Genomic DNA, 22,386 nt, shown 5'->3' on the forward strand with positions numbered 1-22,386 from the left:
ACGCGCGCCGTCTCTGAGTGGCCCTCCACCTGACGCGCAGGCACGCTGCTGTGCGCGCGGTGGTCGTAGCCCCAGACCCCGAGTAGACGAGACCGACGAAGGAGACCGCGGTGTACGCGATCGTGCGCGCTGGCGCCAAGCAGCAGAAGGTTGCCGTGGGCGACGTCATCGAGATCGACAAGATCACGACCGGGGTGGGCGAGACGCTGACCCTTCCCGTCGTCCTGGCCGTCGACGGCGAGACGGTCACCTCCGACGCCTCGGCCCTGGACAAGGCGTCGGTGACCGTCGAGGTGCTCGGCGCCACCAAGGGCCCCAAGATCATCATCCAGAAGTACAAGAACAAGACCGGTTACAAGAAGCGCCAGGGCCACCGCCAGAAGTACACCCAGGTCAAGGTCACCGACATCTCCCTCTGAGCCTCCCGCTCACGCTGCTACGAAGGACTGAACTCATGGCACACAAGAAGGGCGCTGCGTCCACCAAGAACGGGCGCGACTCCAACAGCCAGCGCCTGGGCGTCAAGCGCTACGGCGGCCAGCTGGTCAACGCCGGTGAGATCATCGTGCGCCAGCGCGGCACCCACTTCCACCCGGGCAGCGGCGTCGGCCGCGGCGGCGACGACACGCTCTTCGCGCTGGTCCCCGGGGCCGTCGAGTTCGGCACCCGTCGCGGGCGCCGGGTCGTCAACATCGTCCCGGGCGTGTGAGCTGACGCTCACCTCCCACCTGCAGTACCGAAGGGCGTCCCGTTCCCGGGGCGTCCTTCGTCCATTTTCCACAGCAAGGAACCCACCATGGCAGTCCCCACCTTCGTCGACGAGGTGACGCTGCACATCAGCGCCGGCCGGGGCGGTCACGGCGTGGCCTCGGTCCACCGCGAGAAGTTCAAGCCGCTGGGTGGTCCCGACGGCGGCAACGGCGGTCCGGGCGGGTCGGTCATCCTGCGCGTCGACCCCGACGTCACCACGCTCATCGACTACCACCACAGCAAGAAGCGCGCCGCGGAGAACGGCGGCCACGGTGCCGGCGCCCACCGCAACGGCGCGCACGGCGCCGACCTGGTGCTGCCCGTCCCCGACGGCACCGTCGTGAAGACGCGCTCCGGCGAGGTGCTCGCCGACCTGGTCGGGCCGGGCACCGAGATCGTGATCGCCCAGGGCGGCCGCGGCGGCCTCGGCAACGCCGCGCTGGCCTCGGCCAAGCGCAAGGCGCCCGGCTTCGCCCTGCTCGGCGAGCCCGGCGAGGAGATCGAGATCGTCCTCGAGCTCAAGGTGGTCGCCGACATCGGTCTGGTCGGCTACCCGAGCGCGGGCAAGTCCAGCCTGATCGCCGCGATCTCCCGCGCGCGGCCCAAGATCGCCGACTACCCGTTCACCACCCTGGTCCCGAACCTGGGCGTGGTGAAGGCGGGCGACACGACGTTCACCGTCGCCGACGTCCCCGGCCTGATCGAGGGCGCCAGCGAGGGCCGCGGTCTCGGCCACGACTTCCTGCGCCACATCGAGCGCTGCGCGGCGCTGCTGCACGTCGTCGACACCGCCACGATCGAGCCGGGACGCAACCCGGTCGACGACCTCGAGGTGATGGAGCGCGAGCTGGCCCGGTACGGCGGGCTCGAGGACCGCGAGCGCCTGGTTGCGCTCAACAAGGTCGACGTGCCCGACGGCCGGGACATCGCCGAGATGACCGCCGACGACCTGCGAGCGCGCGGCTACCGGGTCTTCCTGATCTCGGCCGCGTCCGGCGAGGGCATCCGCGAGCTGACGTTCGCGATGGCCGAGCTGGTCGCGCAGGCACGTGCCGACAAGGAGGTCGTCGAGGCGACCCGGATCGTGCTGCGGCCGCCGAGCGCCGACGGCGGCGACGACTTCACCGTCACCCGGGAGACCGACGGGTGGCGGGTGCGCGGCACCAAGCCGGAGCGCTGGGTCCGGCAGACCGACTTCAGCAACGACGAGGCCGTCGGGTACCTCGCGGACCGGCTCAACCGGATGGGCGTGGAGATCCGGCTGGTCAAGATGGGCGCCGTCGAGGGCGACACCGTGCTGATCGGCCACCCCGACAACTCGGTGGTCTTCGACTTCAAGCCCGGCATCGAGGCCGGCGCGGAGATGCTCGGCCGCCGCGGCGAGGACCAGCGCTTCGAGGAGAAGCGGCCCGCCCACGGCCGGCGTCGCGACATCCAGGAGCACATGGAGGACCGCGGCGAGAACGAGACCCGCGCCGACGTCGCGCGGCGGCTGGACAAGGCCGCCAACAGCTCCGGCGTGGGACCGATGTCCTACGAGATCGGCTCCGCCGAGGACCCCGACTGGGCCGAGGACGACCCCGGGACGGCCAGGTGAGCCTCCGCCCGGAGGTCGCCGACGCCCGTCGCGTCGTCGTCAAGGTCGGCTCCTCCTCGCTGACGACCGCGGCCGGGGGGATCGACCCCGGGCGGGTCGAGGCGCTGGTCGACGTGCTGGCCGCCGCGCGCGCCCGCGGGACGGAGGTCGTCCTGGTGTCCTCGGGCGCCATCGCCGCCGGCCTCGCGCCGCTCGGGCTGCGCAAGCGGCCGACCGGGCTGGCCGCCCAGCAGGCGGCGGCGTCGGTGGGGCAGGGGCTGCTCGTGCACCGCTACACCGAGGAGCTGAGGCGCCACGGCGTGACCGTCGGGCAGGTGCTGCTGACCGCCGACGACGTCACCCGGCGGGCGCACTACCGCAACGCCCACCAGACCTTCGCCAAGCTCCTCGAGCTCGGCGTGCTGCCGATCGTCAACGAGAACGACACCGTCGCGACCTCGGAGATCCGCTTCGGCGACAACGACCGGCTCGCGGCGCTGGTCGCGCACCTCGTGCACGCCGACCTGCTGGTCCTGCTCTCCGACGTCGACGGCCTGTACGACGCCGACCCGCGCACGCCCGGCGCCGTACGCCTCGGCGACGTGCACGGCGCCGAGGACCTGGCCGAGGTGCAGATCGGCCGGGCCGGCGCCGCGGGCGTCGGCACCGGCGGGATGGAGACCAAGGTCGAGGCCGCCCGGATCGCGACCGGCGCGGGGATCCCGGTCGTGCTCACGGCCGCGGAGCGCGCGGGGGAGGCGCTGGCGGGGGAGCCCGTCGGCACCCTCTTCCACGCCACCGGCAAGCGCCGGCCCACCCGGCTGCTCTGGCTCGCGCACGCCACCGAGCCGAAGGGCACCCTGGTCCTCGACGCCGGGGCGGTCCGCGCGGTGGTCGAACGGCGTGCCTCGCTGCTCGCCGCCGGCGTCACCGGGTGCGCCGGCGCCTTCCACGCCGGGGACCCCGTCGACCTCGCGGGACCCGACGGCGTCCCGGTCGCGCGGGGCCTGGTCAACTTCGACGCCGACGAGGTCCCGGCACTCGTGGGGCGCTCGACCGGCGACCTGAAGCGCGAGCTCGGGGCGGCGTACGAGCGTGAGGTCGTGCACCGCGACGATCTCGTGCTGCTCTGAGACCCCTCCTCAATGACTGTCGGCACCGGCCGCTACGGTGCAGGCAGAGATGTGTCGCAGGACACGTCCATGATCAGGAGGATCACATCTTGCAGCAGACCACGAAGACCCGGATCGCGGCGCTCGGCGCCGGCTTCGCCCTCGCGGCGGGCGCGCTCGTCTCGGTGGCCCCGGCCGCCCAGGCCGCCTCCGTGAAGAGCGACTTCAGCTGCGACACCGAGGCTCTCGGCGCGCAGGTCCTGTCCGTCACCACCAAGGTGAAGCTGCCGGCGAAGGTGAAGAAGGGCAAGACCGTCGGCTCGAAGAAGGTCACGATGGTCGTCGTCCTGCCCCAGGGCCTCACGGACGCGCTCCGCTTCATCGGCGTCACGGAGCTGTCCGGCTCGGCGACCGGCGTGAAGGCGAAGGTCGGCAAGACCTCGTTCGCGGTCAAGGGCGTCAAGTTCACCGACGTGAAGGTGCCCGCCAGCGGCCCGATGAAGATCACCGCGAAGGGCACCACCGCGGCGTTCAAGATCAAGAAGCCCGGCAGCTACACGATCTCGATCCCGAAGAAGTTCGACTTCAGCTCGACCACCCAGAACGGCGACCCGCTCACGAACGAGGCGCCGTGCTCGCTGGTCAAGGGCCAGCCGACCAAGCTCGGCACGCTCAAGGTCACCAAGTAGCACCACCCCGACGCCGGGTGGGCGGGGCTCTCGCCCCGCCCACCCGGCGTTCTTGTGCCCTCGACTAGGTTCGCCCTCGTGCGGTGGCGGGTCGGGCTCTGGGCGGTCGTGGCCCTGCTGGCGCTCCCCGCGGTCGCCCTGACCGCGGCCCGGCTGTCGGGCAGCGACGACGGCCTGGTCATCAAGGCCGTCTCCTTCACCCCCGCGGGGGTCCTGCTGTACGCCGCGTGCCTGCTGGTGCTGGTCGCCCTCCTGCTGCGTCCGGGCGGCCGTGGCCGCCGCGCGCCGGCCGTGCTCGCCGTCCTCGTGGCCGCCGGTCTCGCGACCCACGTGGCCTGGGTCGCGCCGTGGTACGTCGGCGGCCCGGCCGCCGCGTCCGGCTCCACGCCGCTGCGGGTGATGAGCGCCAACATGCTCGGCGACGAAGGCGACGGCACCGCCCTGGTCGCGGCCGCGGCGGATGCCGACGTGGACGTCCTGGCGGTCCAGGAGATGAGCGAGGGCACGCTCGCCGCGATGGAGCGGTCCGGGCTGACCGAGCTGTTCCCGCACCGCGCCGGCGAGGCGGCGGCGACCGGGGTCCGCGGGACGATGGTCTTCGCCCGCGAGCCGATCACGGACGTCGAGCGGCTGCCGACCGTGATGGGGTCGTGGTCGGTCGAGATCGACGGGCTGCGGATCTTCGTCGTGCACCCGGCGTACCCGCTGCACCCCGAGGACTGGCGGGTCGAGCTGGCCGCCCTCCTCGAGGCGGCCGAGGCGACCCGCCCCGACCTGATGCTGGGCGACTTCAACGCGACCCTGGACCACGGGCCGATGCGGGCGTTCCTCGACGCGGGCTACCGCGACGCCGCCGAGCTCGCCGGCGAGGGCTGGCAGCCCACCTGGCCCGCCGACGGCGCCGGGATCGTCGGGCTGGTCCCGCCGCTCGTGCAGATCGACCACGTGCTGGTCCCCGACGGCTGGACGGCCGCCTCCACCCGCACCGTCCACATCCCCGGCGCCGACCACCGGGCCCTGGTCGCCGAGGTCTCCCCGGGCTGAGCGTTTGAAAGATGCCGGCCCGCGAGCAAGGGTGAAGCAATGACCACCGCCACCAGCATCACCGTCAGCCGCAGGATCGACGCCTCCTCGACGGCCGTGTTCGACGTGCTGTCCAACCCTCAGCGGCACACCGAGCTCGACGGATCGGGATTCGTCGTCAGCGACGAGAAGACCGACCGGATCACCGGCACCGGGCAGGTGTTCCGGATGAACATGACCGGCGACCACATGGGCGGCGACTACCAGACCGACAACACCGTCACGGGCTACGACCCGCAGCACCTGCTGGCGTGGAAGACCGCGCCCGCCGACACCGAGGCCCCGGGTTGGGAGTGGATCTGGGAGCTGCAGGCGCAGGGGAGTGACGCGACCGAGGTGCGGCTCACCTACGACTGGTCGAAGGTGACCGACCAGGACCTGCTCGACAAGGTCGGGTTCCCGCTCGTCAGCGAGACCCAGCTGCAGCACTCCCTCGGCAACCTCGCCTCCGCGGTCTCGGGCTGACCAGATGCGGGAGCGGCGGGCGCGGCGCCGTACGCTGGGAGCCGCCATGCCCGCCACCGTCTACCTCGACCACGCCGCCACCACGCCGATGGTGCCCGCGGCGGTCGAGGCGCTGACGAAGCACCTCCTCGAGGTGGGCAACCCGAGCTCGCTGCACGCCTCCGGGCGGCACGCGCGGCGGGTGGTGGAGGAGTCCCGCGAGACGATCGCGCAGGCGCTCGGCTGCCGCCCCGGCGAGGTCGTGTTCACCTCCGGCGGCACCGAGGCCGACAACCTCGCCGTCAAGGGCGTCTACTGGTCGCGCCGCGAGGCCGACCCGCGGCGGGTCCGGGTGCTCGCGAGCGCCGCCGAGCACCACGCCGTCCTCGACCCGCTGCACTGGCTGGCGGAGACCGAGGACGCCGAGGTGGAGCTGCTGCCCGTGGACGACCGGGGCGTCCTCGACCTCGACGCCCTCTCCGCGAGCATCGCGCGCGACCCTGAGTCGGTCGCGCTGGTCTCGGTGATGTGGGCCAACAACGAGGTCGGCAGCCTGCAGCCCGTCGAGGAGGTCGTCGCCCGGGCCGCCGCGCACGGCATCCCGGTGCACACCGACGCCGTGCAGGCGATCGGCGCGGTCCCGGTCGACTTCGCCCGCTCCGGCGTCGACGCGCTCACCCTGACCGGCCACAAGGTCGGCGGGCCGTACGGCGTCGGCGCGCTCGTCGTACGCCGCGAGGTGCAGGTGACCTCGCTGGTCCACGGCGGCGGCCAGGAGCGCGACATCCGCAGCGGCACCCTCGACACCCCGGCGATCGCCGGCTTCGCCGCCGCGGTCGAGCTCGCGGTCAAGCAGCAGGCCGAGCACGCCGACCGGGTGGCCGCGCTGCGCGACGAGCTGGTGCGCGGCGTGCTGGCGGTCGTCCCCGACGCGGTGCTCAACGGCGACCCGGTGCACCGCCTCCCGGGCAACGCCCACTTCTCCTTCCCCGGCTGCGAGGGCGACTCGCTGCTGATGCTGCTCGACGCCCGCGGCATCGAGTGCTCCACCGGCTCGGCCTGCTCGGCGGGCGTCCCGCAGGCCTCCCACGTGCTGCTGGCCATGGGCCGCGGCGAGGAGGAGGCGCGCAGCTCGCTGCGGTTCTCGCTCGGGCACACCTCGACCGCCGCCGACGTCGCCGCGCTGGTCGAGGCGATCGGGCCCTGCGTCGAGCGAGCGCGGGCAGCCCGCCCGTGAAGGTCCTCGCCGCCATGTCCGGCGGTGTCGACTCGGCCGTCGCGGCCGCCCGGGCCGTCGACGCCGGCCACGACGTCACCGGCATCCACCTCGCGCTCTCGCGCAACCCCGCGTCGTACCGCTCCGGCGCCCGCGGCTGCTGCACCATCGAGGACAGCAACGACGCCCGCCGCGCGGCCGACGTCATCGGCATCCCGTTCTACGTCTGGGACCTCTCCGAGCGGTTCCACACCGACGTGGTCGAGGACTTCATGGACGAGTACGCCGCGGGCCGCACGCCGAACCCGTGCCTGCGCTGCAACGAGAAGATCAAGTTCGCCGCGGTCCTCGAGCGCGCGCTCGCGCTCGGGTTCGACGCGGTCGCGACCGGCCACTACGCCCAGCTGCGCCCCGGGCCGGCCGCGGACGGCGGGCTGGCTGAGCTGCACCGCGCGGTCGACCACGGCAAGGACCAGTCCTACGTGCTGGGCGTGCTCGACCAGCAGCAGCTCGCGCACTCGCTCTTCCCGCTCGGCGACACCACCAAGCCGGCGGTCCGCGAGGAGGCCGCGCGGCGCGGGCTGCTGGTCGCGGACAAGCCGGACAGCCACGACATCTGCTTCGTCGCCGACGGCGACAACGCCGGCTGGCTGCGCGAGAAGCTCGGCGACCGGGCCCCGAACCACGGCGGCGCGATCCTCGACGAGGCGACCGGCGAGGAGCTCGGCCGCCACGACGGCACCTACGGGTTCACCATCGGCCAGCGCAAGGGGCTGCGGATCGGCCGGCCCGCCCCCGACGGGAAGCCCCGGTTCGTGCTCGACATCGAGCCGGTCGCCGGCACCGTCACCGTCGGCCCGCGCGAGCGGCTCGCGGTGACCCGGCTGCGCGGCGTGCGCCCGCGCTGGTGCGGCGCGGTGCCCACGACCCTGCACGGCACGGTCCAGCTGCGCGCGCACGGCGAGGAGCTGCCGGCCACGGTGACCGTCACGGGCGAGGAGGTCGACGTCGAGCTGCACGCCCCGGCGTACGGCATCGCCCCCGGGCAGGCCGCGGTCGTGTACGACGGCACGCGGGTGGTCGGCTCGGCCACGGTCGCCGCCACCGAGCGGGTGCCGGCGTGACGCCCGCACCCCACGAAGGAGACGCATGACCACCGCCACCGGCGTCGGCTCGATGCCCGGCGAGGACCAGCACGCGTACGCCGAGGCGGTGCGCGTCGTCCTCGGCGAGCTCCCGGAGCTGCCGCACCTGCCGGAGCTGCCCGGACGCGGGGTGGCCGCCACGATGACCGGCCGCGCCCTCGCCGTGGTCGCCGACCTCGGCGCCGACCTGCAGCCCTCGGGCTGGCGGCTCACCGACGCCGCGGGCATCGACCACCGCCGGGCGCGCAGCCTGCTCGCCCAGGACCTCGACGGCCTCGAGGAGCTGGCCGAGGGCCACACCGGGGCGTTCAAGATCCAGGTGGCCGGTCCCTGGACCCTCGCCGCGACGGTCGAGAAGCCGCGCGGCGACAAGGTGCTCTCCGACGTCGGTGCCCGGCGCGAGCTGGCCCAGGCGCTCGCCGAGGGGCTGCGCGACCACGTGCGCGACGTACGCCGGCGGCTGCCGGGCGTGGAGCGGCTCGTCGTCCAGGTCGACGAGCCGGCGCTGCCCGCGGTGCTCTCCGGCGCGGTGCCGACCGCGTCTGGGTTCCACCGGCACCGCACCGTCGACCTGCCGCAGGCCTCCGCCGCCCTCGAGTGGGTGCTGGCGGCGATCGCCGAGGCCGGCGCGGAGCCGTGGGTGCACTCGTGCGCGCCCGGCGTCCCGCTCGAGGTCCTACGACGGGCCGGCGCGCGCGGGCTGTCGGTCGACCTCGCGATGCTCACCGCCGCCGACCACGACCCGCTCGCCGAGGCGCTCGAGGCGGGCGTCACCGTCGCCCTCGGCGTGGTGCCCGGCACCGACCCGGCCACGCCCGCCAGCGACGCGCACGTCACCGAGAAGGTGCTGCGCTGGCTGGACATGCTCGGCCTGGACCCGGCGGAGGTCGGCACGCACCTGGTGCTCACCCCCGCGTGCGGGCTGGCCGGCGCGAGCCCGGCGTACCCGCGCACGGCGCTCGCCCTGGTGAGGACGAGCGCCGCGAGCCTGTCGGGCTGAGCCCAGCCCGACAGCGGGAGGGTCAGCCGACGTGGACGCCCTCCGGGCCGTCGGTGGCCAGCTCGGTGTGCTTGACGTTGAGGAACGCCCAGACCACGACCGAGGCGGCCAGCATCATCGCGGACCCGAGCAGGAACGCGTTGGTCGCGCCCTCGGTGAACACCTGGCCGAAGGTGGTCATGGCCATCTCCTGGACCTGCTCCGGGGAGGGCTGGGGACCGCCGGCGGCGGCCGCCTTCTCCGCGGCGGCCGTGAGCTCGGCCTCCCGGTCGCTGAACGTCTGCGTCGCCAGGGTCGCGAGCAGCGCCAGGCCGAGCGCGCCACCGACCTGCTGCATGGTGTTGAGCACGCCGGAGCCGATGCCGGAGTCCTCGGCGCGCAGGTGGTGCACCGCGGTCAGCGTGAGCGGGACGAAGACCATCCCCATGCCGAAGGACATCAGCAGGATGAAGGGCAGCAGGTCGGTCCAGTAGTCGCCGGTCACCCGGGTCACGGGGAAGGTGGTGTCGTAGGGCAGGCGGGAGAACCCGAACAGGCCGCCGGCCGCGAGCAGCGTCCCGACCCCGGCGAGGTACCGCGGGTCGACCCGGTTGATCAGGCTGGAGGCCAGGCCCGCCGCGAACACGATGCCGAAGCAGAACGGCAGGAACGCGACGCCGGCCTCCAGGGGGCTGTAGCCCATGACCACCTGGATGTACTGGCTGAGGTAGTAGAACATCGCGAACATCGCGGCCGGCGCGAGGAACATCGCCAGGAAGCTGGCGGCCCGGGTGCGGTGCAGGAAGACCCGCGACGGCAGCAGCGGGTGCGCGACGCGCCGCTCGATCAGCAGGAACGCCACGACCAGCACCGCGCCGACGGCGAGGGCGGCGACGGTGAGGCCGTCGCTCCAGCCGTCCTCACCCGCACGGCTGAAGCCGTAGACGATGCCCAGCAGGCCCAGGGTGCCGGTCACGGCGCCGGGGAGGTCGAGCTGACCGGGGTGCGACTCGGACTCGGCCAGGAAGCGCGGGGCGAGCAGCGCGGTGACGATCCCGATGGGGGTGTTGATGAGCAGCGTGAGGCGCCAGCCGTCGACGTCGAGCCCGAAGGCCCCGTCGAGACCGGTCAGCCAGCCGCCGAGCAGCAGGCCGACGGCCGCGCCGGCGCCGGACATCGCGGCGTACACGGCGAAGGCGCGGTTGCGCTGCGGGCCCGCCGGGAACGTCGTGGTGATCAGCGCGAGGGCGGCGGGGGAGGCGAGCGCCGCGCCGAGGCCCTGGAGGCCCCGGGCCGCCAGCAGCAGGCCCTCGTTGGTGGCCAGGCCGCCGAGGAGGGAGGCGATGCCGAAGACGATCAGGCCGGCCATGAACACCTTGCGGCGGCCGTAGAGGTCGCCGAGGCGGCCGCCGAGCAGCAGCAGGCTGCCGAACGCCAGCGCGTACCCCGTCACCACCCAGGTGAGGTTGGCGTCGGAGATGTTCAGGTCGTCCTTGATGTAGGGCAGGGCGATGTTCACGATCGTGCCGTCGAGCACGACCATCAGCTGCGCCACGGAGATGAGCACCAGGGCCCACCCGAGGTGCCGGGTGGCGCCGGGCGCGGCCTGCTCCTCGGCACGTGAGGTGTCGGTCATGGGGGAGTTCCTTCTCTCGGCGCCCGGGATCTCCGGACGGGTCGGGCGGATGTGCGCGCTCAGCGGATCGCGGCGGGCACGATGATCTGGTCGATCACGCGGGAGATCAGCTCGGGGTCGGGCACCTCGCCGAGCACGAAGACCCGGTGCAGGACGATCCCGGCGAGCACCGGCTCGAAGAGGTCGAGGTCGAGCCCCTCGCGCAGCTCGCCGCGTTCGGCGGCGCGACGCCAGAGGAGCCGGGAGACCTCGAGCTTGGGGCCGAGGACGTCGCGCCGGAAGGCCGCCGCGAACTCGGGGTCGCGGGACAGCGCGGTGACGACGGCGCCGAAGGCGGCGACGGTCTGGGTGTCGACCAGGCCGCCCATGCCGCAGAACACGGCCTCGAGGTCGCCCCGGAGGGAGCCGGTGTCCGCCAGCGTCTCCGGGCCCTTGGCGTGCTGGAGCGCCTCGATCACCAGGCTGACCTTGTTGGTCCAGCGGCGGTAGAGCGTGGCCTTCGAGGCCCGGGCGCGCGCGGCGACCGCGTCCATCGTCAGCCGGTCGTACCCGACGTCGGCGAGCACCTCGAGGGTCGCCGTGAGGATCTGCTGCTCACGGTCGCCCTCGACACGCGGTCGCTGGACGGTGGGCTCGGGCGGGGTCATTCGTCGCTCCAGGGGCGGCGCGGGGCCGCGCCATCGGTCGAGACGAAACGATGTCGTTTCGTCGGTCACAGCCTAGGGGGACGGTGACCTGCTGCCAACGCAATTACGGCGGACGCACCACGGCCCGCCCGGGGTCCCGGGCGGGCCGTCGTACGTCGTGCCGCCTCAGCCCACGTGCACGCCCTCGGGCCCGTCGGTGGCGAGCTCCTCGTGCTTGACGTCGAGGAACAGCCAGGTCGCGAGCGAGCCGAGGGCGATCAGCCCCGCACCGACCAGGAAGGCCGCCGTCGCACCCTCGGTGAACGAGCCCAGGAAGGCCAGGCCGGCCGCGTCCGCTGCCGGGACGCCCTGAGCGGTGAGGTCGCGGACCAGGTCGGTCTTGGTGCCGTCGGCGGCCTGCAGGGAGACCGTGCTGAGGATGGCCAGGCCGAGCGCGCCGCCGACCTGCTGCATCGTGTTGAGCACGCCGGAGCCGATGCCGGAGTCCTCGGGCCGGAGGTGGTGGACGGCGGTCAGGGTGAGCGGCACGAACACCATGCCCATGCCGACCGCCATCAGGACGATGAACGGGAAGATCGAGGCCCAGTAGCTCACGTCGCCGCCCAGGAAGCCGCCCTGAGCCGCGGCGAGCAGGTCGGCCGTGCCGTGCGGGACCTCGAGCCGCGAGAACCCGAGGAGGGCGACCGTGGCCATCAGCGTGCCGATGCCGGCGATGAAGCGCGCGTCGACCCGGTTGACCAGGTTGGACGAGAGCCCCGCGCCGATCACGATGCCCACCGAGAACGGCAGGAACGCGAAGCCGGTGCGCAGCGGGCTGTAGCCCACGACCAGCTGGATGAAGAGGCTGAGGAAGTAGAACATCGCGAACATCGCCGCGGGGACGAGCATCATCACCAGGAAGCTGGTCGCGCGGGTGCGGTGGGCGAAGACCCGGACCGGGAGCAGCGGGTGCTGCACCCGGGACTCGACGAGCGCGAAGGCCGCGAGCAGCACGGCGCCGGCCGCCAGCGAGGCGATGGTCCAGGTGTCGCCCCAGCCGTGGGCCTCCTCGCCGGCGCGGCTGAAGCCGTACACCAGGCCGAGGAGGCCGAGGGTGCCGGTGATCGCGCCGGGCACGTCGAGCCGGCCGGCGTGCGACGCGGACTCGGGGAGGAAGCGGGGGGCGAGGAACGCGGCGACCAGGCCGATCGGGACGTTGATGAGGAACGTCCAGCGCCAGCCCTCGAGGCCGAGGACGGGGTCGAGACCGGTGAGCCAGCCCCCGAGGATGAGGCCGACGGCCGCGCCGGCGCCGGACATCGCGGCGTACACGGCGAAGGCGCGGTTGCGCGCCGGCCCGGCCGGGAACGTCGTGGTGATCAGCGCGAGGGCGGCGGGGGAGGCGAGCGCCGCGCCGAGGCCCTGGAGGCCGCGCGAGGCGAGCAGGAGTGCCTCGTTCTGGGCGAAACCGCCGAGGAGCGAGGCGACCGCGAAGACGGCGAGGCCGATCATGAACACCCTGCGGCGTCCGTAGAGGTCGCCGAGGCGCCCGCCGAGGAGCAGCAGGCCGCCGAAGGCGAGGGCGTAGCCGGTGACGATCCAGGTGAGGTTGGCGTCGGCGATGCCGAGGTCGTTGCCGATGAACGGCAGCGCGATGTTGGCGATGGAGGCGTCGAGCACCACCATCAGCTGCGCCACCGAGATGAGCACGAGTGCCCACCCCAGGTGCAGCTGCTTCCCGGAGGGCGGAGCCTCGGGGGTCGCGAGGTCGGACATGAGGGTCTTCCTTCTCTGGTTCCGGGCGGCGGGCGGACACGAAACGAAACAGTTTCGTTCCATCGCCAACGGTCGGCGTGCCGCGCGTTGTTCCCTCGGGCCCCGTACTGGTCCAGACCACCCGCGCCGGGAGGCGGTCCGGTGCGCCGTCGGCGGCGCCCTCGGCCGGGCGGGGGAGCGTCGGTGGCAGGCGGCAAGATGGGCGCATGACTGACCCGACCCCCGCGTCCGAGGACGCGCGCGAGCGGCACCGCCGGTTGGCCGAGGAGATCGACGACGCCCGCTGGCGCTACTACGTCCTGGACAGCCCGACGCTCGCCGACGCCGACTTCGACCGGCGGATGCGGGAGCTCGAGGCGCTGGAGGAGGAGTTCCCCGAGCTCCGCACGCCCGACTCCCCGACCCAGAAGGTCGGGGGAGCGGTCTCCACGGAGTTCACCGCCGTCGACCACCTGCGACGGATGGAGAGCCTCGACAACGCCTTCTCCTACGAGGAGCTCGAGTCCTGGTACGCCCGCCTCGGCCGCGACGGCGTCGAGAGCCCCGACCTCCTGTGCGAGCTCAAGGTCGACGGCCTGGCGATCAACCTGCTCTACGAGGACGGCCGCCTGGTCCGCGCGCTGACCCGCGGCGACGGGCGCACCGGCGAGGACGTCACCCCCAACGTCAAGACCATCGACTCCGTCCCGCACCGGCTGACGCCGAGCGAGGAGTTCCCGGTGCCGCGGCTGATCGAGGTGCGCGGCGAGGTGCTCCTCCCCGTGGCCGCGTTCGAGCGGCTCAACGAGTCGATGACCGACGCCGGCAAGCCGGTCTTCGCCAACCCGCGCAACGCCGCCGCCGGGTCGCTGCGCCAGAAGGACCCCCGGGTCACCGCCAGTCGCGCGCTCGGCCTGGTCTGCCACGGCATCGGCGAGCGCGACGGCTTCGAGCCCCGCGCGCAGTCCGCGGCGTACGACGCCCTCGCGGCCTGGGGCCTGCCGACCAGCGACCGGGTGCGGGTGGTGTCGACGCTCAAGGAGGTCGAGGCCTACATCGAGGAGGCCGGCGAGCACCGGCACAGCATCGTGCCGTACGAGATCGACGGCGTGGTGGTGAAGGTCGACGACGTCGCCCTGCAGCGCCGGCTCGGGTCGACCAGCCGCGCGCCGCGCTGGGCGATCGCGTTCAAGTACCCGCCCGAGGAGGTCAACACCCGGCTGCTCGCGATCGACGTCCAGGTCGGCCGCACCGGCCGGGTCTCGCCGTTCGGGATCATGGAGCCGACCCGGGTGGCCGGGTCGACGGTCGAGAAGGCGACGCTCCACAACGCCCACGAGGTGCGGCGCAAGGACGTGCGTCCGGGCGACACCGTGATCCTGCGCAAGGCCGGCGACGTGATCCCCGAGATCGTCGGGCCGGTGCTCGACCTGCGCCCCGAGGGGCTGCCGGAGTGGGAGATGCCGACCGAGTGCCCGGCCTGCGGCACGCCGCTCTACCAGCAGAAGGAGGGCGACCGCGACCTGCGCTGCCCCAACCACCGGGTCTGCCCGGCGCAGGTGCGCGAGCGGGTCTTCCACGTGGCCGGCCGCGGTGCCTTCGACATCGAGGGCCTCGGCTACGAGGCGGCGACCGCGCTGCTGGAGGCCGGCGTCATCGACAACGAGGGCGACGTCTTCGACCTCGACGAGGACCGGCTGGTCCGGGTCCCGCTGTTCACCCGCGCCCCGCGGAAGGGGGAGGAGGGTCCCCAGCTCAGCGCCAACGGGCGCCGGCTGCTCGACCACCTCGGCGCGCGCCGGCGGGTGCCGCTGTGGCGGGTGCTGGTCGCGCTCTCGATCCGCCACGTCGGGCCCACCGCGGCGCGGGCGCTGGCGCAGGAGTTCGGGTCGATGGCCGCGATCCGCGGCGCCACCGAGGAGCAACTCGCGGCGGCGGAGGGCGTCGGCCCGACGATCGCCGAGGCCGTCATCGAGTGGTTCGGGGTCGACTGGCACGTGGCGATCGTCGACGCGTGGGAGGCCGCCGGCGTCTCCATGGAGGACGAGCGCGACGCCTCGGTGGAGCGCACCCTCGAGGGCCTCACCGTCGTCGTGACCGGCTCGCTCGAGGGCTACAGCCGCGACGAGGCCAAGGAGGCGATCCTCGCCCGCGGCGGCAAGGCGTCCGGCTCGGTGTCGAAGAAGACCGACTACGTCGTGGTCGGCGAGAACGCCGGCTCCAAGGCCGACAAGGCCGAGCAGCTCGGCGTCCCCGTGCTCGACGAGGCGGGGTTCACCGCCCTGCTGCAGGAGGGCCCCCCGACGCCGTGACCCGAGGGGTCAGCTCTCGAAGCGCTGGCCCCCCGGCTTGACGTCGCCGGCGAAGCCCGCCGGCAGCGGCTGCTCGCTGCACCCGTCGACCACGTCGCAGACGGTGATCCCCTTCTTCCCGACGGCCAGCGCGTCACCCTGCGGGGTCCAGCTCCAGCCCCAGCCGGCCCCGAGGGCGGGGAGGTCCAGGGACTCGCCGGTGTCGACGGCGTACAGCGTGGTGCTCTCGCCGAAGGTCTCCTCGTTCTCGGTCGTCACCGCCAGGTGCGTCCCGTCGGGGGACAGCTCGCTGAAGCCGAAGCCGTCGATCGGCTGGACCATCAGCTCCTCGCCGGTGACGGGCTCGGTGACGGCGACCGACCCGTCCCGGGTGGTGGCCATCCGGCCGCCCGCGACATCCGGGAGGCCGCCCGAGCCGCCGACGACCTGTCGCGCCTCCCCGGTCTCCCGGTCCACCGCCCAGGTCTCCTTCCGGTAGCCGACGTAGACGTGGTCGTCGTCGAGGGCCAGCGGCGGCACGTCCCAGTACGACGGCGGCCGGTCCGGCAGGGGGACCCGGTCCACCTCCTCGCCGGTGCTGACGTCGCGGAGCACGGCCACGAAGCCGTCCCCGTCCTGCTCGGCCAGCGCGTACACCGACTCGGACGGGTCGGTCGCGGGGCCCACGCCCTCGGGGATCGTGCCGAGGTCCACGGTCGACCCGTCGGGCCGGACCAGCGTCAGCGCCTCGGGACCGGAGCCGTCGGACGCGCCGCCGTTCTGGTTGCTCCGGACCAGCGCGCCCTCGGAGGTGAACACCAGGTCGTGCACGGTCCCGGGCACGGTGGCCAGACCCTGGCCGACCGCGACCCGGGAGCCGTCGGCCAGGGCCACGCCGTACGTCGGGCCCGGGTCGGCCGCCACGTCCGCCGGGCGGTCGGACCCGTCCCCGGTGACCGCGGCGCCGACCGCGAGACCGGCGACGGCGGTCACCGCGAGGGCGGTCGCGCCGATGCCCACGCGCCGGCGCCGTACCCTCCGGCGGCCACCGGCGAGGATCTCGGTGGCGGGGGGTGGGGGCACGTCGAGGTGCGCGGCCTCGTCGCGCATCAGGGTGCGGAGTAGGTCAGTCATGCTGGGCTCCCAGGGTCTGGGGGACCACCGCGTCGCCGAGCAGCGTGCGCAGCCGGGCGAGGGCGTCCGAGGTCTGGCTCTTCACGGTGCCCTCGGAGCAGTCGAGGGCCTGGGCGGTCTGGGCGACGCTGAGGTCCTCGTAGTAGCGCAGGACCACCACCGCCCGCTGTCGCGGCGGGAGCTGGGCGAGCGCGGCGATCACGGCGGGCCGTGCGCTGGGGTCCGGGTCGTGGCCGGACTCCGGGAGGGTGGCCGTCGGGCGCTCGTTGCGCCACGACTTCCTGCGGAACCACGAGGTCGCGGTGTTGACGAGCACGGTGCGCGCGAAGCCGGGCGCCGCGTCGAGGTCCCGCACGCTGGACCACGCGGCGTACGTCTTGGCGAGCGCGGTCTGCACGAGGTCCTCGGCCTCCGCGCGGTCGCCCAGCAGCAGGTACGCCGTGCGGTAGAGGGCCGGCCAGGACCCGTGCACCAGCTCGGTGAAGTCCGCGTCGGACGGGGAACGGGCCATCGTCACTCTCCTCGGTCTCACCCCATCAGATGCCGCGTGCCGCGGATCGGTTGGGCGCGCGAGTGGCGGTGGTTCGACGGAGGCCCGGCCCGGTCGACGCCGAGTCGGCGCTTGTGTTCGCCCGCGTGACGACCGGTGGCCGACCGCCGTCCGTCCCACACCGGCCGCCCTCCTAGGATGGAACCCATGCCTGAGATCCCTGGATCGAGTAGCCCGCGAGGGACGAGCGGACGTATCGAGATCACGCGCGACGAGGTCGCGCACCTCGCGACGCTCGCCCGGATCGACCTCGACGACGCCGAGCTCGACCACCTCGCCCCGCAGCTGTCGGTGATCCTCGAGTCGGTGGCCTCGATCAGCGGGGTCGCCGGCGACGACGTCCCGCCGACCTCCCACCCGCTGCCGCTGACCAACGTCTTCCGCGAGGACGTCGTCAGGCCGAGCCTGGCCCCCGAGGCCGTCCTCGCCGGCGCCCCCGCCTCCGAGCAGCAGCGCTTCGCCGTCCCGCGCATCCTGGGGGACGAGCAGTGAGCGACCTCGTCCGCCGCACCGCGGCCGAGCTCGCCGACGCCCTGGCGTCCGGCGAGACCACCTCCGTCGCGCTGACCCAGGCCCACCTCGACCGGATCGCCGAGGTCGACGGCGCCGTCCACGCCTTCCTGCACGTCGACGCCGAGGGCGCGCTCGCCCAGGCGGCCGAGTCCGACGCGCGCCGGGCCGCCGGCACGCCCGCGCACGCGCTCGACGGCGTGCCGATCGCGGTCAAGGACGTGCTGGCCACCGAGGGGCTCCCGACCACCTGCGGGTCGAAGATCCTCGAGGGCTGGATCCCGCCGTACGACGCCACGGTCGTCGCGCGCCTCAAGCGCGCCGGGCTGCCGATCCTCGGCAAGACCAACATGGACGAGTTCGCGATGGGCTCCTCCACCGAGCACTCGGCGTACGGCCCCACCCGCAACCCGTGGGACCTCGACCGGATCCCCGGCGGCTCCGGCGGCGGCTCCGCGGCCGCGGTCGCCGCCTTCGAGGCGCCGCTCGCGCTCGGCACCGACACCGGCGGGTCGATCCGCCAGCCCGGCGCGGTCACCGGCACGGTCGGCGTGAAGCCGACGTACGGCGGGGTCTCGCGCTTCGGCCTGGTCGCGATGGCCAACAGCCTCGACCAGGTCGGCCCGGTGACCCGCACCGTCCTCGACTCCGCGCTGCTGCACGAGCTGATCGGCGGGCACGACCCGCTCGACTCCACCAGCATCGACCAGCCGCTGCCCGACCTGGTCGGCGCGGCGCGCCAGGGCGCGTCCGGCGACCTGTCGGGGCTCAAGGTCGGCGTGATCACCGAGCTCTCCGGCGACGGCTACCAGCCGGGCGTGCTCGCGCGGTTCCAGGAGTCGGTCGACCTGCTGGTCGCGGCCGGCGCCGAGGTCGTCGAGGTCTCCTGCCCGCACTTCGTGCACGCGCTGGCGACGTACTACCTGATCATGCCGTGCGAGGCGTCCTCCAACCTCGCGAAGTTCGACGCGATGCGCTACGGCCTGCGGGTCCTGCCCGAGGGCGTCGACAACCCCAGCGCCGAGGAGGTCATGCGGGCCACCCGCGACGCCGGCTTCGGCGACGAGGTGAAGCGCCGGATCATCCTCGGCACCTACGCGCTCTCCAGCGGCTACTACGACGCCTACTACGGCACCGCCCAGAAGGTGCGCACGCTGATCTCGCAGGACTTCAGCACCGCGTTCGAGCAGGTCGACGTGCTGGTCTCGCCGACCTCGCCGACCACGGCGTTCAAGCTGGGGGAGAAGGTCGACGACCCGATCGCGATGTACCTCAACGACCTCGCGACCATCCCCGCCAACCTCGCCGGCGTCCCCGGCCTCTCCGTCCCCAGCGGCCTGGCCGACGAGGACGGGCTGCCCGCCGGGTTCCAGGTGCTGGCGCCCGCGACGGCCGACGACCGGCTCTACCGGGTCGGTGCCGCGCTGGAGGCCGCCCTCCAGCAGAAGTGGGGCGGACCACTGGTTCCCCCCGAGCTGAACGGAGTCGCGCGATGAGCGAGCTGCTGTCCTACGACGACGTCCTCGCGGCGTACGACCCGGCCCTCGGGCTCGAGGTCCACGTCGAGCTGAACACCGCGACCAAGATGTTCTGCGGCTGCCCCGCGACCTTCGGCGGCGAGCCCAACACGAACACCTGCCCGACCTGCCTGGGTCTCCCGGGCGGCATGCCCGTCGTCAACGGCAGGGCCGTGGAGTCGGCGATCCGGATCGGCCTGGCGCTGAACTGCGAGATCGCGGAGTGGTGCCGGTTCGCGCGGAAGAACTACTTCTACCCGGACATGCCGAAGAACTTCCAGACCTCCCAGTACGACGAGCCGATCTGCTTCGAGGGCTACATGGACGTCGAGGTCGGTGACGAGACCTTCCGCGTCGAGATCGAGCGCGCGCACATGGAGGAGGACACCGGGAAGTCGCTGCACGTCGGCGGCGCGACCGGGCGCATCCACGGCGCCGAGTACTCGCTCGTCGACTACAACCGCGCCGGCATCCCCCTCATCGAGATCGTCACCAAGCCGATCATGGGCGCCGGCGAGAAGGCCCCCGAGGTCGCCCGCGCGTACGTCGCGCAGCTGCGCGAGCTGATCGTCGCGCTCGGCGTGTCCGAGGCACGGATGGACCAGGGCAACCTGCGCGCCGACGTCAACCTCTCGCTGGCGCCGAAGGGCTCCGGCACCCTCGGCACCCGCACCGAGACCAAGAACGTCAACTCCTACCGCTCGGTCGAGCGGGCGGTCCGCTACGAGATGCGCCGCCACGCCGCGATCCTGCAGTCCGGCGGGTCGATCCTCCAGGAGACCCGGCACTGGCACGAGGACACCGGCGTGACCACCAGCGGCCGCGAGAAGTCCGACGCCGACGACTACCGCTACTTCCCCGAGCCCGACCTGGTGCCGGTCGCGCCGAGCCGGGAGTGGGTCGAGGAGCTCCGCGGCACGCTGCCGGAGAACCCGACGCAGAAGCGCGCCCGCCTGCAGGCGGAGTGGGGCTTCTCCGACCTCGAGATGCGCGACACCATCGGCGCCGGGGCGTTCGGCCTCGTCGAGGAGACCATCGCGGAGGGCGCGCCCCCGCAGGCCGCCCGCAAGTGGTGGCTCTCCGAGCTGGCCCGCCGCGCCAACGACAGCGGCACCGAGATCGGCGAGCTCGGGGTCACCCCCGCCGACGTCGCCGCGGTCCAGCGGCTCGTCGACTCCGGCGCGATCAACGACAAGCTCGCGCGCCAGGTCTTCGACGGCCTGCTCGCCGGTGAGGGCACCCCCGAGGAGATCGTCGCCGCCCGCGGGCTCGCGATCGTCTCCGACGAGGGCGCGCTGTCGGCCGCCGTCGACCAGGCCATCGCCGCGAACCCCGGCGTCGCCGACAAGATCCGCGACGGCAAGGTCGCCGCCGCCGGCGCACTCATCGGCGCGGTCATGAAGGAGATGCGCGGCCAGGCCGACGCCGGCCGGGTCCGCGAGCTGGTGCTGGAGAAGCTGGGGCAGTAGCCGCCCGATGACCGGACCCCCTCGCCCGCCGGACCCCGGCGGCCGAGGGGGTCCGGCGTTGGTACGCTCCCCGGACACATCCATACAACGCCCGCAGTGGGGGAAGCCGGTCCGAGTCCGGCGCTGACCCGCAACCGTAGGCCGAGGGGTACGACGTACCTCCCGGCGAGCCGGAGCACCTGCCGCGACGCGTCCTGATCACACGCTGTCGAGGAAAAGCAGCGGGTGGCCGCCCCGGCATCTGCCGGCGTGCGCTTCCCGCTGTCGCAGCGGGAAGGACACCATGTTCACCATTCTCCGCCGTGCAGCCGGCCTGCTGGCCGTGCCCGCGCTCGTGCTGCCGGCCGTCGCCGGCACCGCGGCGCCCGCCACCGCCGCCGAGCCCGACCCGGGCCCGGCCCAGGCCGGCGTCGCCTGGCTCACCGACCAGATGACCGACGGACTGCTGGACGGCGCCTGCCCGTTCTACTGCGGCCGCAACATCGACGCCGCGCTCGGCCTGGACGCCGCCGGCGCCGACCCGGCGATCCTCGACCGGATGCGGGAGGGCTTCGCGCCCGAGGTCAGGGGCTACATCTCCTACAGCTACGTGGTCGACGGGAACCCCCAGACCGGTGACGTCGGCGGGTCCACCGCCAAGACCGCGGTGTTCGCCCAGCTCGTCGGCGTCGCAGCCGGCGCAGAGTACGGCGGCGTCGACCTGGTCGACCGGCTGGCCGGCCTCGTCGACGACAGGAACGGTCGACTGTTCGACACGGCGAACGGGCAGCGGGACGACCAGTTCGCCAACACCCTCGGCCAGGCGTTCGCCGCTCGCGCGCTGCACGACGCCGGGCACGCCGAGGCGGACGCCGCGACCGAGTGGCTGATCGCGCAGCAGTGCGACGCCGGGTTCTTCCGCGAGGGGTTCAGCACCCCGAACGCTCCGGCCCAGGGCTGTGACGGTGCCGGGTCGCCGACCCCGAGCGTCGACGCCACGGCGCTCGCCCTCCAGATGCTGGCGAACCAGTCCGACGACCCGTCGGTCGACGCCGCCCTCGACGCGGGCGCGGGCTGGCTCGCCCGGGTCCAGCACGCCGACGGGTCGTGGGGCTCGCAGCCCGGGAGCCCGGGCAACGCCAACAGCACCGGCATGGCCGGCCAGGCCCTCGGGATGCTGGGGGACCGGGCCGCCGCCGAGGACGCCGCCGCGTGGGTGCGCGGCGTGCAGGCCGACGACCCGGCTCCCTGCACCACCGGACTCACCGGCCAGGCCGGCGCCGTCGGGTTCGACCGCAGCGCCGTCGCGGCCGCGCGGACCGGCGGCATCACCGCGGGCACCGTCACGCAGTGGCAGTACGCCACGGCGCAGGCGATCGGCGTGCTGCCCTACGCGCCGACGACCGGCGCCGGGACCACGGTGGCCGTGACCGACGCGGGCTACCGCAAGGCCGGTACGTCGGTCCGCGTCGCCGCAGCCGGCCTGGCTCCGGGCGACACGGTCTGCGCGACGCGGAGCGGCAAGGCCGCGGGGTTCTTCACGGCCGGCCGCAACGGACGGGCGCTCGGCTCGGTCGTCCTCCCGCAGGGCACCGCCACCCGCAGCTACGTCCTCCACGACGGCGAGGGCCGGGTCGCGTCGTACGCGTTCTCGGTGCTCGGCGCGAAGAAGTTGCCGCTGAAGCTCACCCGCGCCAAGGTCGCCCAGCGCGCGAAGCAGAAGGTGCGGGTCACCGGCCTCGCCCCCCGTGAGAGCGTCCGGCTGGAGCTGCGCGGCAAGCGCGTCGCCGTCGGGAAGGCGACCCGGGCGGGTGTCTTCCAGAAGCGGTTCCGGGTCGGCACCAAGCCCGGCCGGGCCAAGGTCACGGTGGTCGGCGAGTTCGGCAACCGGACCGGCACCGCGACGTTCCGCGTGGTCCGGTGAC

Annotated in this window: 20 protein-coding genes; 15 read left to right on the forward strand and 5 right to left on the reverse strand. The window is 73.7% G+C overall.

Annotated elements, in window-relative coordinates; translation table 11 throughout:
* Positions 1-110: 110 nt before the first annotated feature.
* From rplU to H4O22_RS05730, 10 genes are all read left to right on the forward strand, one after another.
* On the forward strand, positions 111-419 hold the full coding sequence (rplU, locus tag H4O22_RS05685; RefSeq protein WP_182526063.1) for a 50S ribosomal protein L21: 309 nt from the start codon (positions 111-113) through the stop codon (positions 417-419).
* A gap of 35 nt (positions 420-454) precedes the next feature.
* Positions 455-709, forward strand: coding sequence for a 50S ribosomal protein L27 (rpmA, locus tag H4O22_RS05690; RefSeq protein WP_182526064.1), 255 nt, complete (start codon positions 455-457; stop codon positions 707-709).
* 87 nt (positions 710-796) lie between these two features.
* The gene (gene obgE / locus H4O22_RS05695; protein ID WP_182526065.1) at positions 797-2,347 is read left to right on the forward strand and encodes a GTPase ObgE; all 1,551 of its coding nucleotides are present in this window, start codon (positions 797-799) and stop codon (positions 2,345-2,347) included.
* Positions 2,344-3,459 carry a glutamate 5-kinase gene (gene proB / locus H4O22_RS05700; RefSeq protein WP_182526066.1) on the forward strand — a complete coding sequence of 372 codons (1,116 nt, stop codon included), beginning with the start codon at positions 2,344-2,346 and terminating at the stop codon, positions 3,457-3,459. Before obgE ends, proB begins: the two co-directional genes overlap by 4 nt.
* 89 nt (positions 3,460-3,548) lie before the next feature.
* Positions 3,549-4,127 carry a DUF6801 domain-containing protein gene (locus H4O22_RS05705; protein ID WP_182526067.1) on the forward strand — a complete coding sequence of 193 codons (579 nt, stop codon included), beginning with the start codon at positions 3,549-3,551 and terminating at the stop codon, positions 4,125-4,127.
* A gap of 78 nt (positions 4,128-4,205) precedes the next feature.
* The gene (locus H4O22_RS05710; protein WP_182526068.1) at positions 4,206-5,171 is read left to right on the forward strand and encodes an endonuclease/exonuclease/phosphatase family protein; all 966 of its coding nucleotides are present in this window, start codon (positions 4,206-4,208) and stop codon (positions 5,169-5,171) included.
* Positions 5,172-5,210: 39 nt separating this feature from the next.
* Entirely contained in the window at positions 5,211-5,675 is a 465-nt protein-coding gene (locus H4O22_RS05715) for an SRPBCC family protein (protein WP_182526069.1), read from the forward strand.
* A 46-nt stretch (positions 5,676-5,721) separates the two neighbouring features.
* Entirely contained in the window at positions 5,722-6,891 is a 1,170-nt protein-coding gene (locus H4O22_RS05720) for a cysteine desulfurase family protein (protein ID WP_182526070.1), read from the forward strand.
* The gene (mnmA, locus tag H4O22_RS05725; protein WP_220451298.1) at positions 6,888-7,994 is read left to right on the forward strand and encodes a tRNA 2-thiouridine(34) synthase MnmA; all 1,107 of its coding nucleotides are present in this window, start codon (positions 6,888-6,890) and stop codon (positions 7,992-7,994) included. The genes H4O22_RS05720 and mnmA overlap by 4 nt, the downstream gene beginning before the upstream one ends.
* A gap of 25 nt (positions 7,995-8,019) precedes the next feature.
* Positions 8,020-9,015 carry a methionine synthase gene (locus H4O22_RS05730; RefSeq protein ID WP_182526071.1) on the forward strand — a complete coding sequence of 332 codons (996 nt, stop codon included), beginning with the start codon at positions 8,020-8,022 and terminating at the stop codon, positions 9,013-9,015.
* A 22-nt stretch (positions 9,016-9,037) separates the two neighbouring features.
* Here H4O22_RS05730 and H4O22_RS05735 read toward each other — a convergent pair whose 3' ends face one another.
* The 3 genes from H4O22_RS05735 to H4O22_RS05745 all read right to left on the reverse strand — a co-directional run bounded on the left by H4O22_RS05735 (position 9,038) and on the right by H4O22_RS05745 (position 13,032).
* Positions 9,038-10,630, reverse strand: a complete 1,593-nt coding sequence (locus tag H4O22_RS05735) for an MFS transporter (protein ID WP_182526072.1) — start codon at positions 10,628-10,630, stop codon at positions 9,038-9,040.
* A gap of 59 nt (positions 10,631-10,689) precedes the next feature.
* Positions 10,690-11,277 (reverse strand): TetR/AcrR family transcriptional regulator, encoded by a 588-nt coding sequence (locus H4O22_RS05740; RefSeq protein ID WP_182526073.1) that lies wholly within the window; start codon positions 11,275-11,277, stop codon positions 10,690-10,692.
* Positions 11,278-11,442: 165 nt separating this feature from the next.
* Positions 11,443-13,032, reverse strand: a complete 1,590-nt coding sequence (locus H4O22_RS05745; RefSeq protein ID WP_182526074.1) for an MFS transporter — start codon at positions 13,030-13,032, stop codon at positions 11,443-11,445.
* Positions 13,033-13,238: 206 nt separating this feature from the next.
* Here H4O22_RS05745 and ligA point away from each other — a divergent pair, with 206 nt between their 5' ends.
* Entirely contained in the window at positions 13,239-15,323 is a 2,085-nt protein-coding gene (ligA, locus tag H4O22_RS05750; RefSeq protein WP_182526075.1) for an NAD-dependent DNA ligase LigA, read from the forward strand.
* Between the two features lie 9 nt (positions 15,324-15,332).
* Here ligA and H4O22_RS05755 read toward each other — a convergent pair whose 3' ends face one another.
* On the reverse strand, positions 15,333-16,436 hold the full coding sequence (locus tag H4O22_RS05755) for a PQQ-like beta-propeller repeat protein (protein ID WP_182526076.1): 1,104 nt from the start codon (positions 16,434-16,436) through the stop codon (positions 15,333-15,335).
* Positions 16,429-16,947, reverse strand: a complete 519-nt coding sequence (locus H4O22_RS05760; protein ID WP_182526077.1) for a SigE family RNA polymerase sigma factor — start codon at positions 16,945-16,947, stop codon at positions 16,429-16,431. The genes H4O22_RS05755 and H4O22_RS05760 overlap by 8 nt, the downstream gene beginning before the upstream one ends.
* 186 nt (positions 16,948-17,133) lie before the next feature.
* Between H4O22_RS05760 and gatC the strand changes: the two genes are divergently transcribed.
* The 4 genes from gatC (at position 17,134) to H4O22_RS05780 (ending at position 22,385) form a co-directional block, all read left to right on the forward strand.
* Positions 17,134-17,478, forward strand: coding sequence for an Asp-tRNA(Asn)/Glu-tRNA(Gln) amidotransferase subunit GatC (gatC, locus tag H4O22_RS05765; protein WP_182526078.1), 345 nt, complete (start codon positions 17,134-17,136; stop codon positions 17,476-17,478).
* Positions 17,475-18,992: an Asp-tRNA(Asn)/Glu-tRNA(Gln) amidotransferase subunit GatA gene (gatA, locus tag H4O22_RS05770; protein WP_182526079.1), complete on the forward strand. Its 1,518-nt coding sequence runs from the start codon at positions 17,475-17,477 to the stop codon at positions 18,990-18,992. Before gatC ends, gatA begins: the two co-directional genes overlap by 4 nt.
* On the forward strand, positions 18,989-20,482 hold the full coding sequence (gene gatB, locus H4O22_RS05775; protein WP_182526080.1) for an Asp-tRNA(Asn)/Glu-tRNA(Gln) amidotransferase subunit GatB: 1,494 nt from the start codon (positions 18,989-18,991) through the stop codon (positions 20,480-20,482). The genes gatA and gatB overlap by 4 nt, the downstream gene beginning before the upstream one ends.
* Positions 20,483-20,765: 283 nt before the next feature.
* Positions 20,766-22,385: a prenyltransferase/squalene oxidase repeat-containing protein gene (locus tag H4O22_RS05780; RefSeq protein ID WP_182526081.1), complete on the forward strand. Its 1,620-nt coding sequence runs from the start codon at positions 20,766-20,768 to the stop codon at positions 22,383-22,385.
* Position 22,386 lies beyond the last annotated feature (1 nt).

Origin of the sequence: Nocardioides dongkuii, from assembly GCF_014127485.1 — a bacterium.
Classification (GTDB): Bacteria; Actinomycetota; Actinomycetes; order Propionibacteriales; family Nocardioidaceae; genus Nocardioides; species Nocardioides dongkuii.

Coding starts and splice junctions, on each gene's coding strand:
- gatB (WP_182526080.1), top strand. CDS start 18,989: ATGAGCGAGCTGCTGTCCTACGACGACGTCCTCGCGGCGTACGACCCG.
- H4O22_RS05740 (WP_182526073.1), bottom strand. CDS start 11,277: ATGACCCCGCCCGAGCCCACCGTCCAGCGACCGCGTGTCGAGGGCGAC.
- H4O22_RS05760 (WP_182526077.1), bottom strand. CDS start 16,947: ATGGCCCGTTCCCCGTCCGACGCGGACTTCACCGAGCTGGTGCACGGG.
- H4O22_RS05735 (WP_182526072.1), bottom strand. CDS start 10,630: ATGACCGACACCTCACGTGCCGAGGAGCAGGCCGCGCCCGGCGCCACC.
- rpmA (WP_182526064.1), top strand. CDS start 455: ATGGCACACAAGAAGGGCGCTGCGTCCACCAAGAACGGGCGCGACTCC.
- H4O22_RS05745 (WP_182526074.1), bottom strand. CDS start 13,032: ATGTCCGACCTCGCGACCCCCGAGGCTCCGCCCTCCGGGAAGCAGCTG.
- H4O22_RS05715 (WP_182526069.1), top strand. CDS start 5,211: ATGACCACCGCCACCAGCATCACCGTCAGCCGCAGGATCGACGCCTCC.
- H4O22_RS05720 (WP_182526070.1), top strand. CDS start 5,722: ATGCCCGCCACCGTCTACCTCGACCACGCCGCCACCACGCCGATGGTG.
- H4O22_RS05780 (WP_182526081.1), top strand. CDS start 20,766: ATGTTCACCATTCTCCGCCGTGCAGCCGGCCTGCTGGCCGTGCCCGCG.
- H4O22_RS05730 (WP_182526071.1), top strand. CDS start 8,020: ATGACCACCGCCACCGGCGTCGGCTCGATGCCCGGCGAGGACCAGCAC.
- ligA (WP_182526075.1), top strand. CDS start 13,239: ATGACTGACCCGACCCCCGCGTCCGAGGACGCGCGCGAGCGGCACCGC.
- H4O22_RS05755 (WP_182526076.1), bottom strand. CDS start 16,436: ATGACTGACCTACTCCGCACCCTGATGCGCGACGAGGCCGCGCACCTC.
- gatC (WP_182526078.1), top strand. CDS start 17,134: ATGCCTGAGATCCCTGGATCGAGTAGCCCGCGAGGGACGAGCGGACGT.
- obgE (WP_182526065.1), top strand. CDS start 797: ATGGCAGTCCCCACCTTCGTCGACGAGGTGACGCTGCACATCAGCGCC.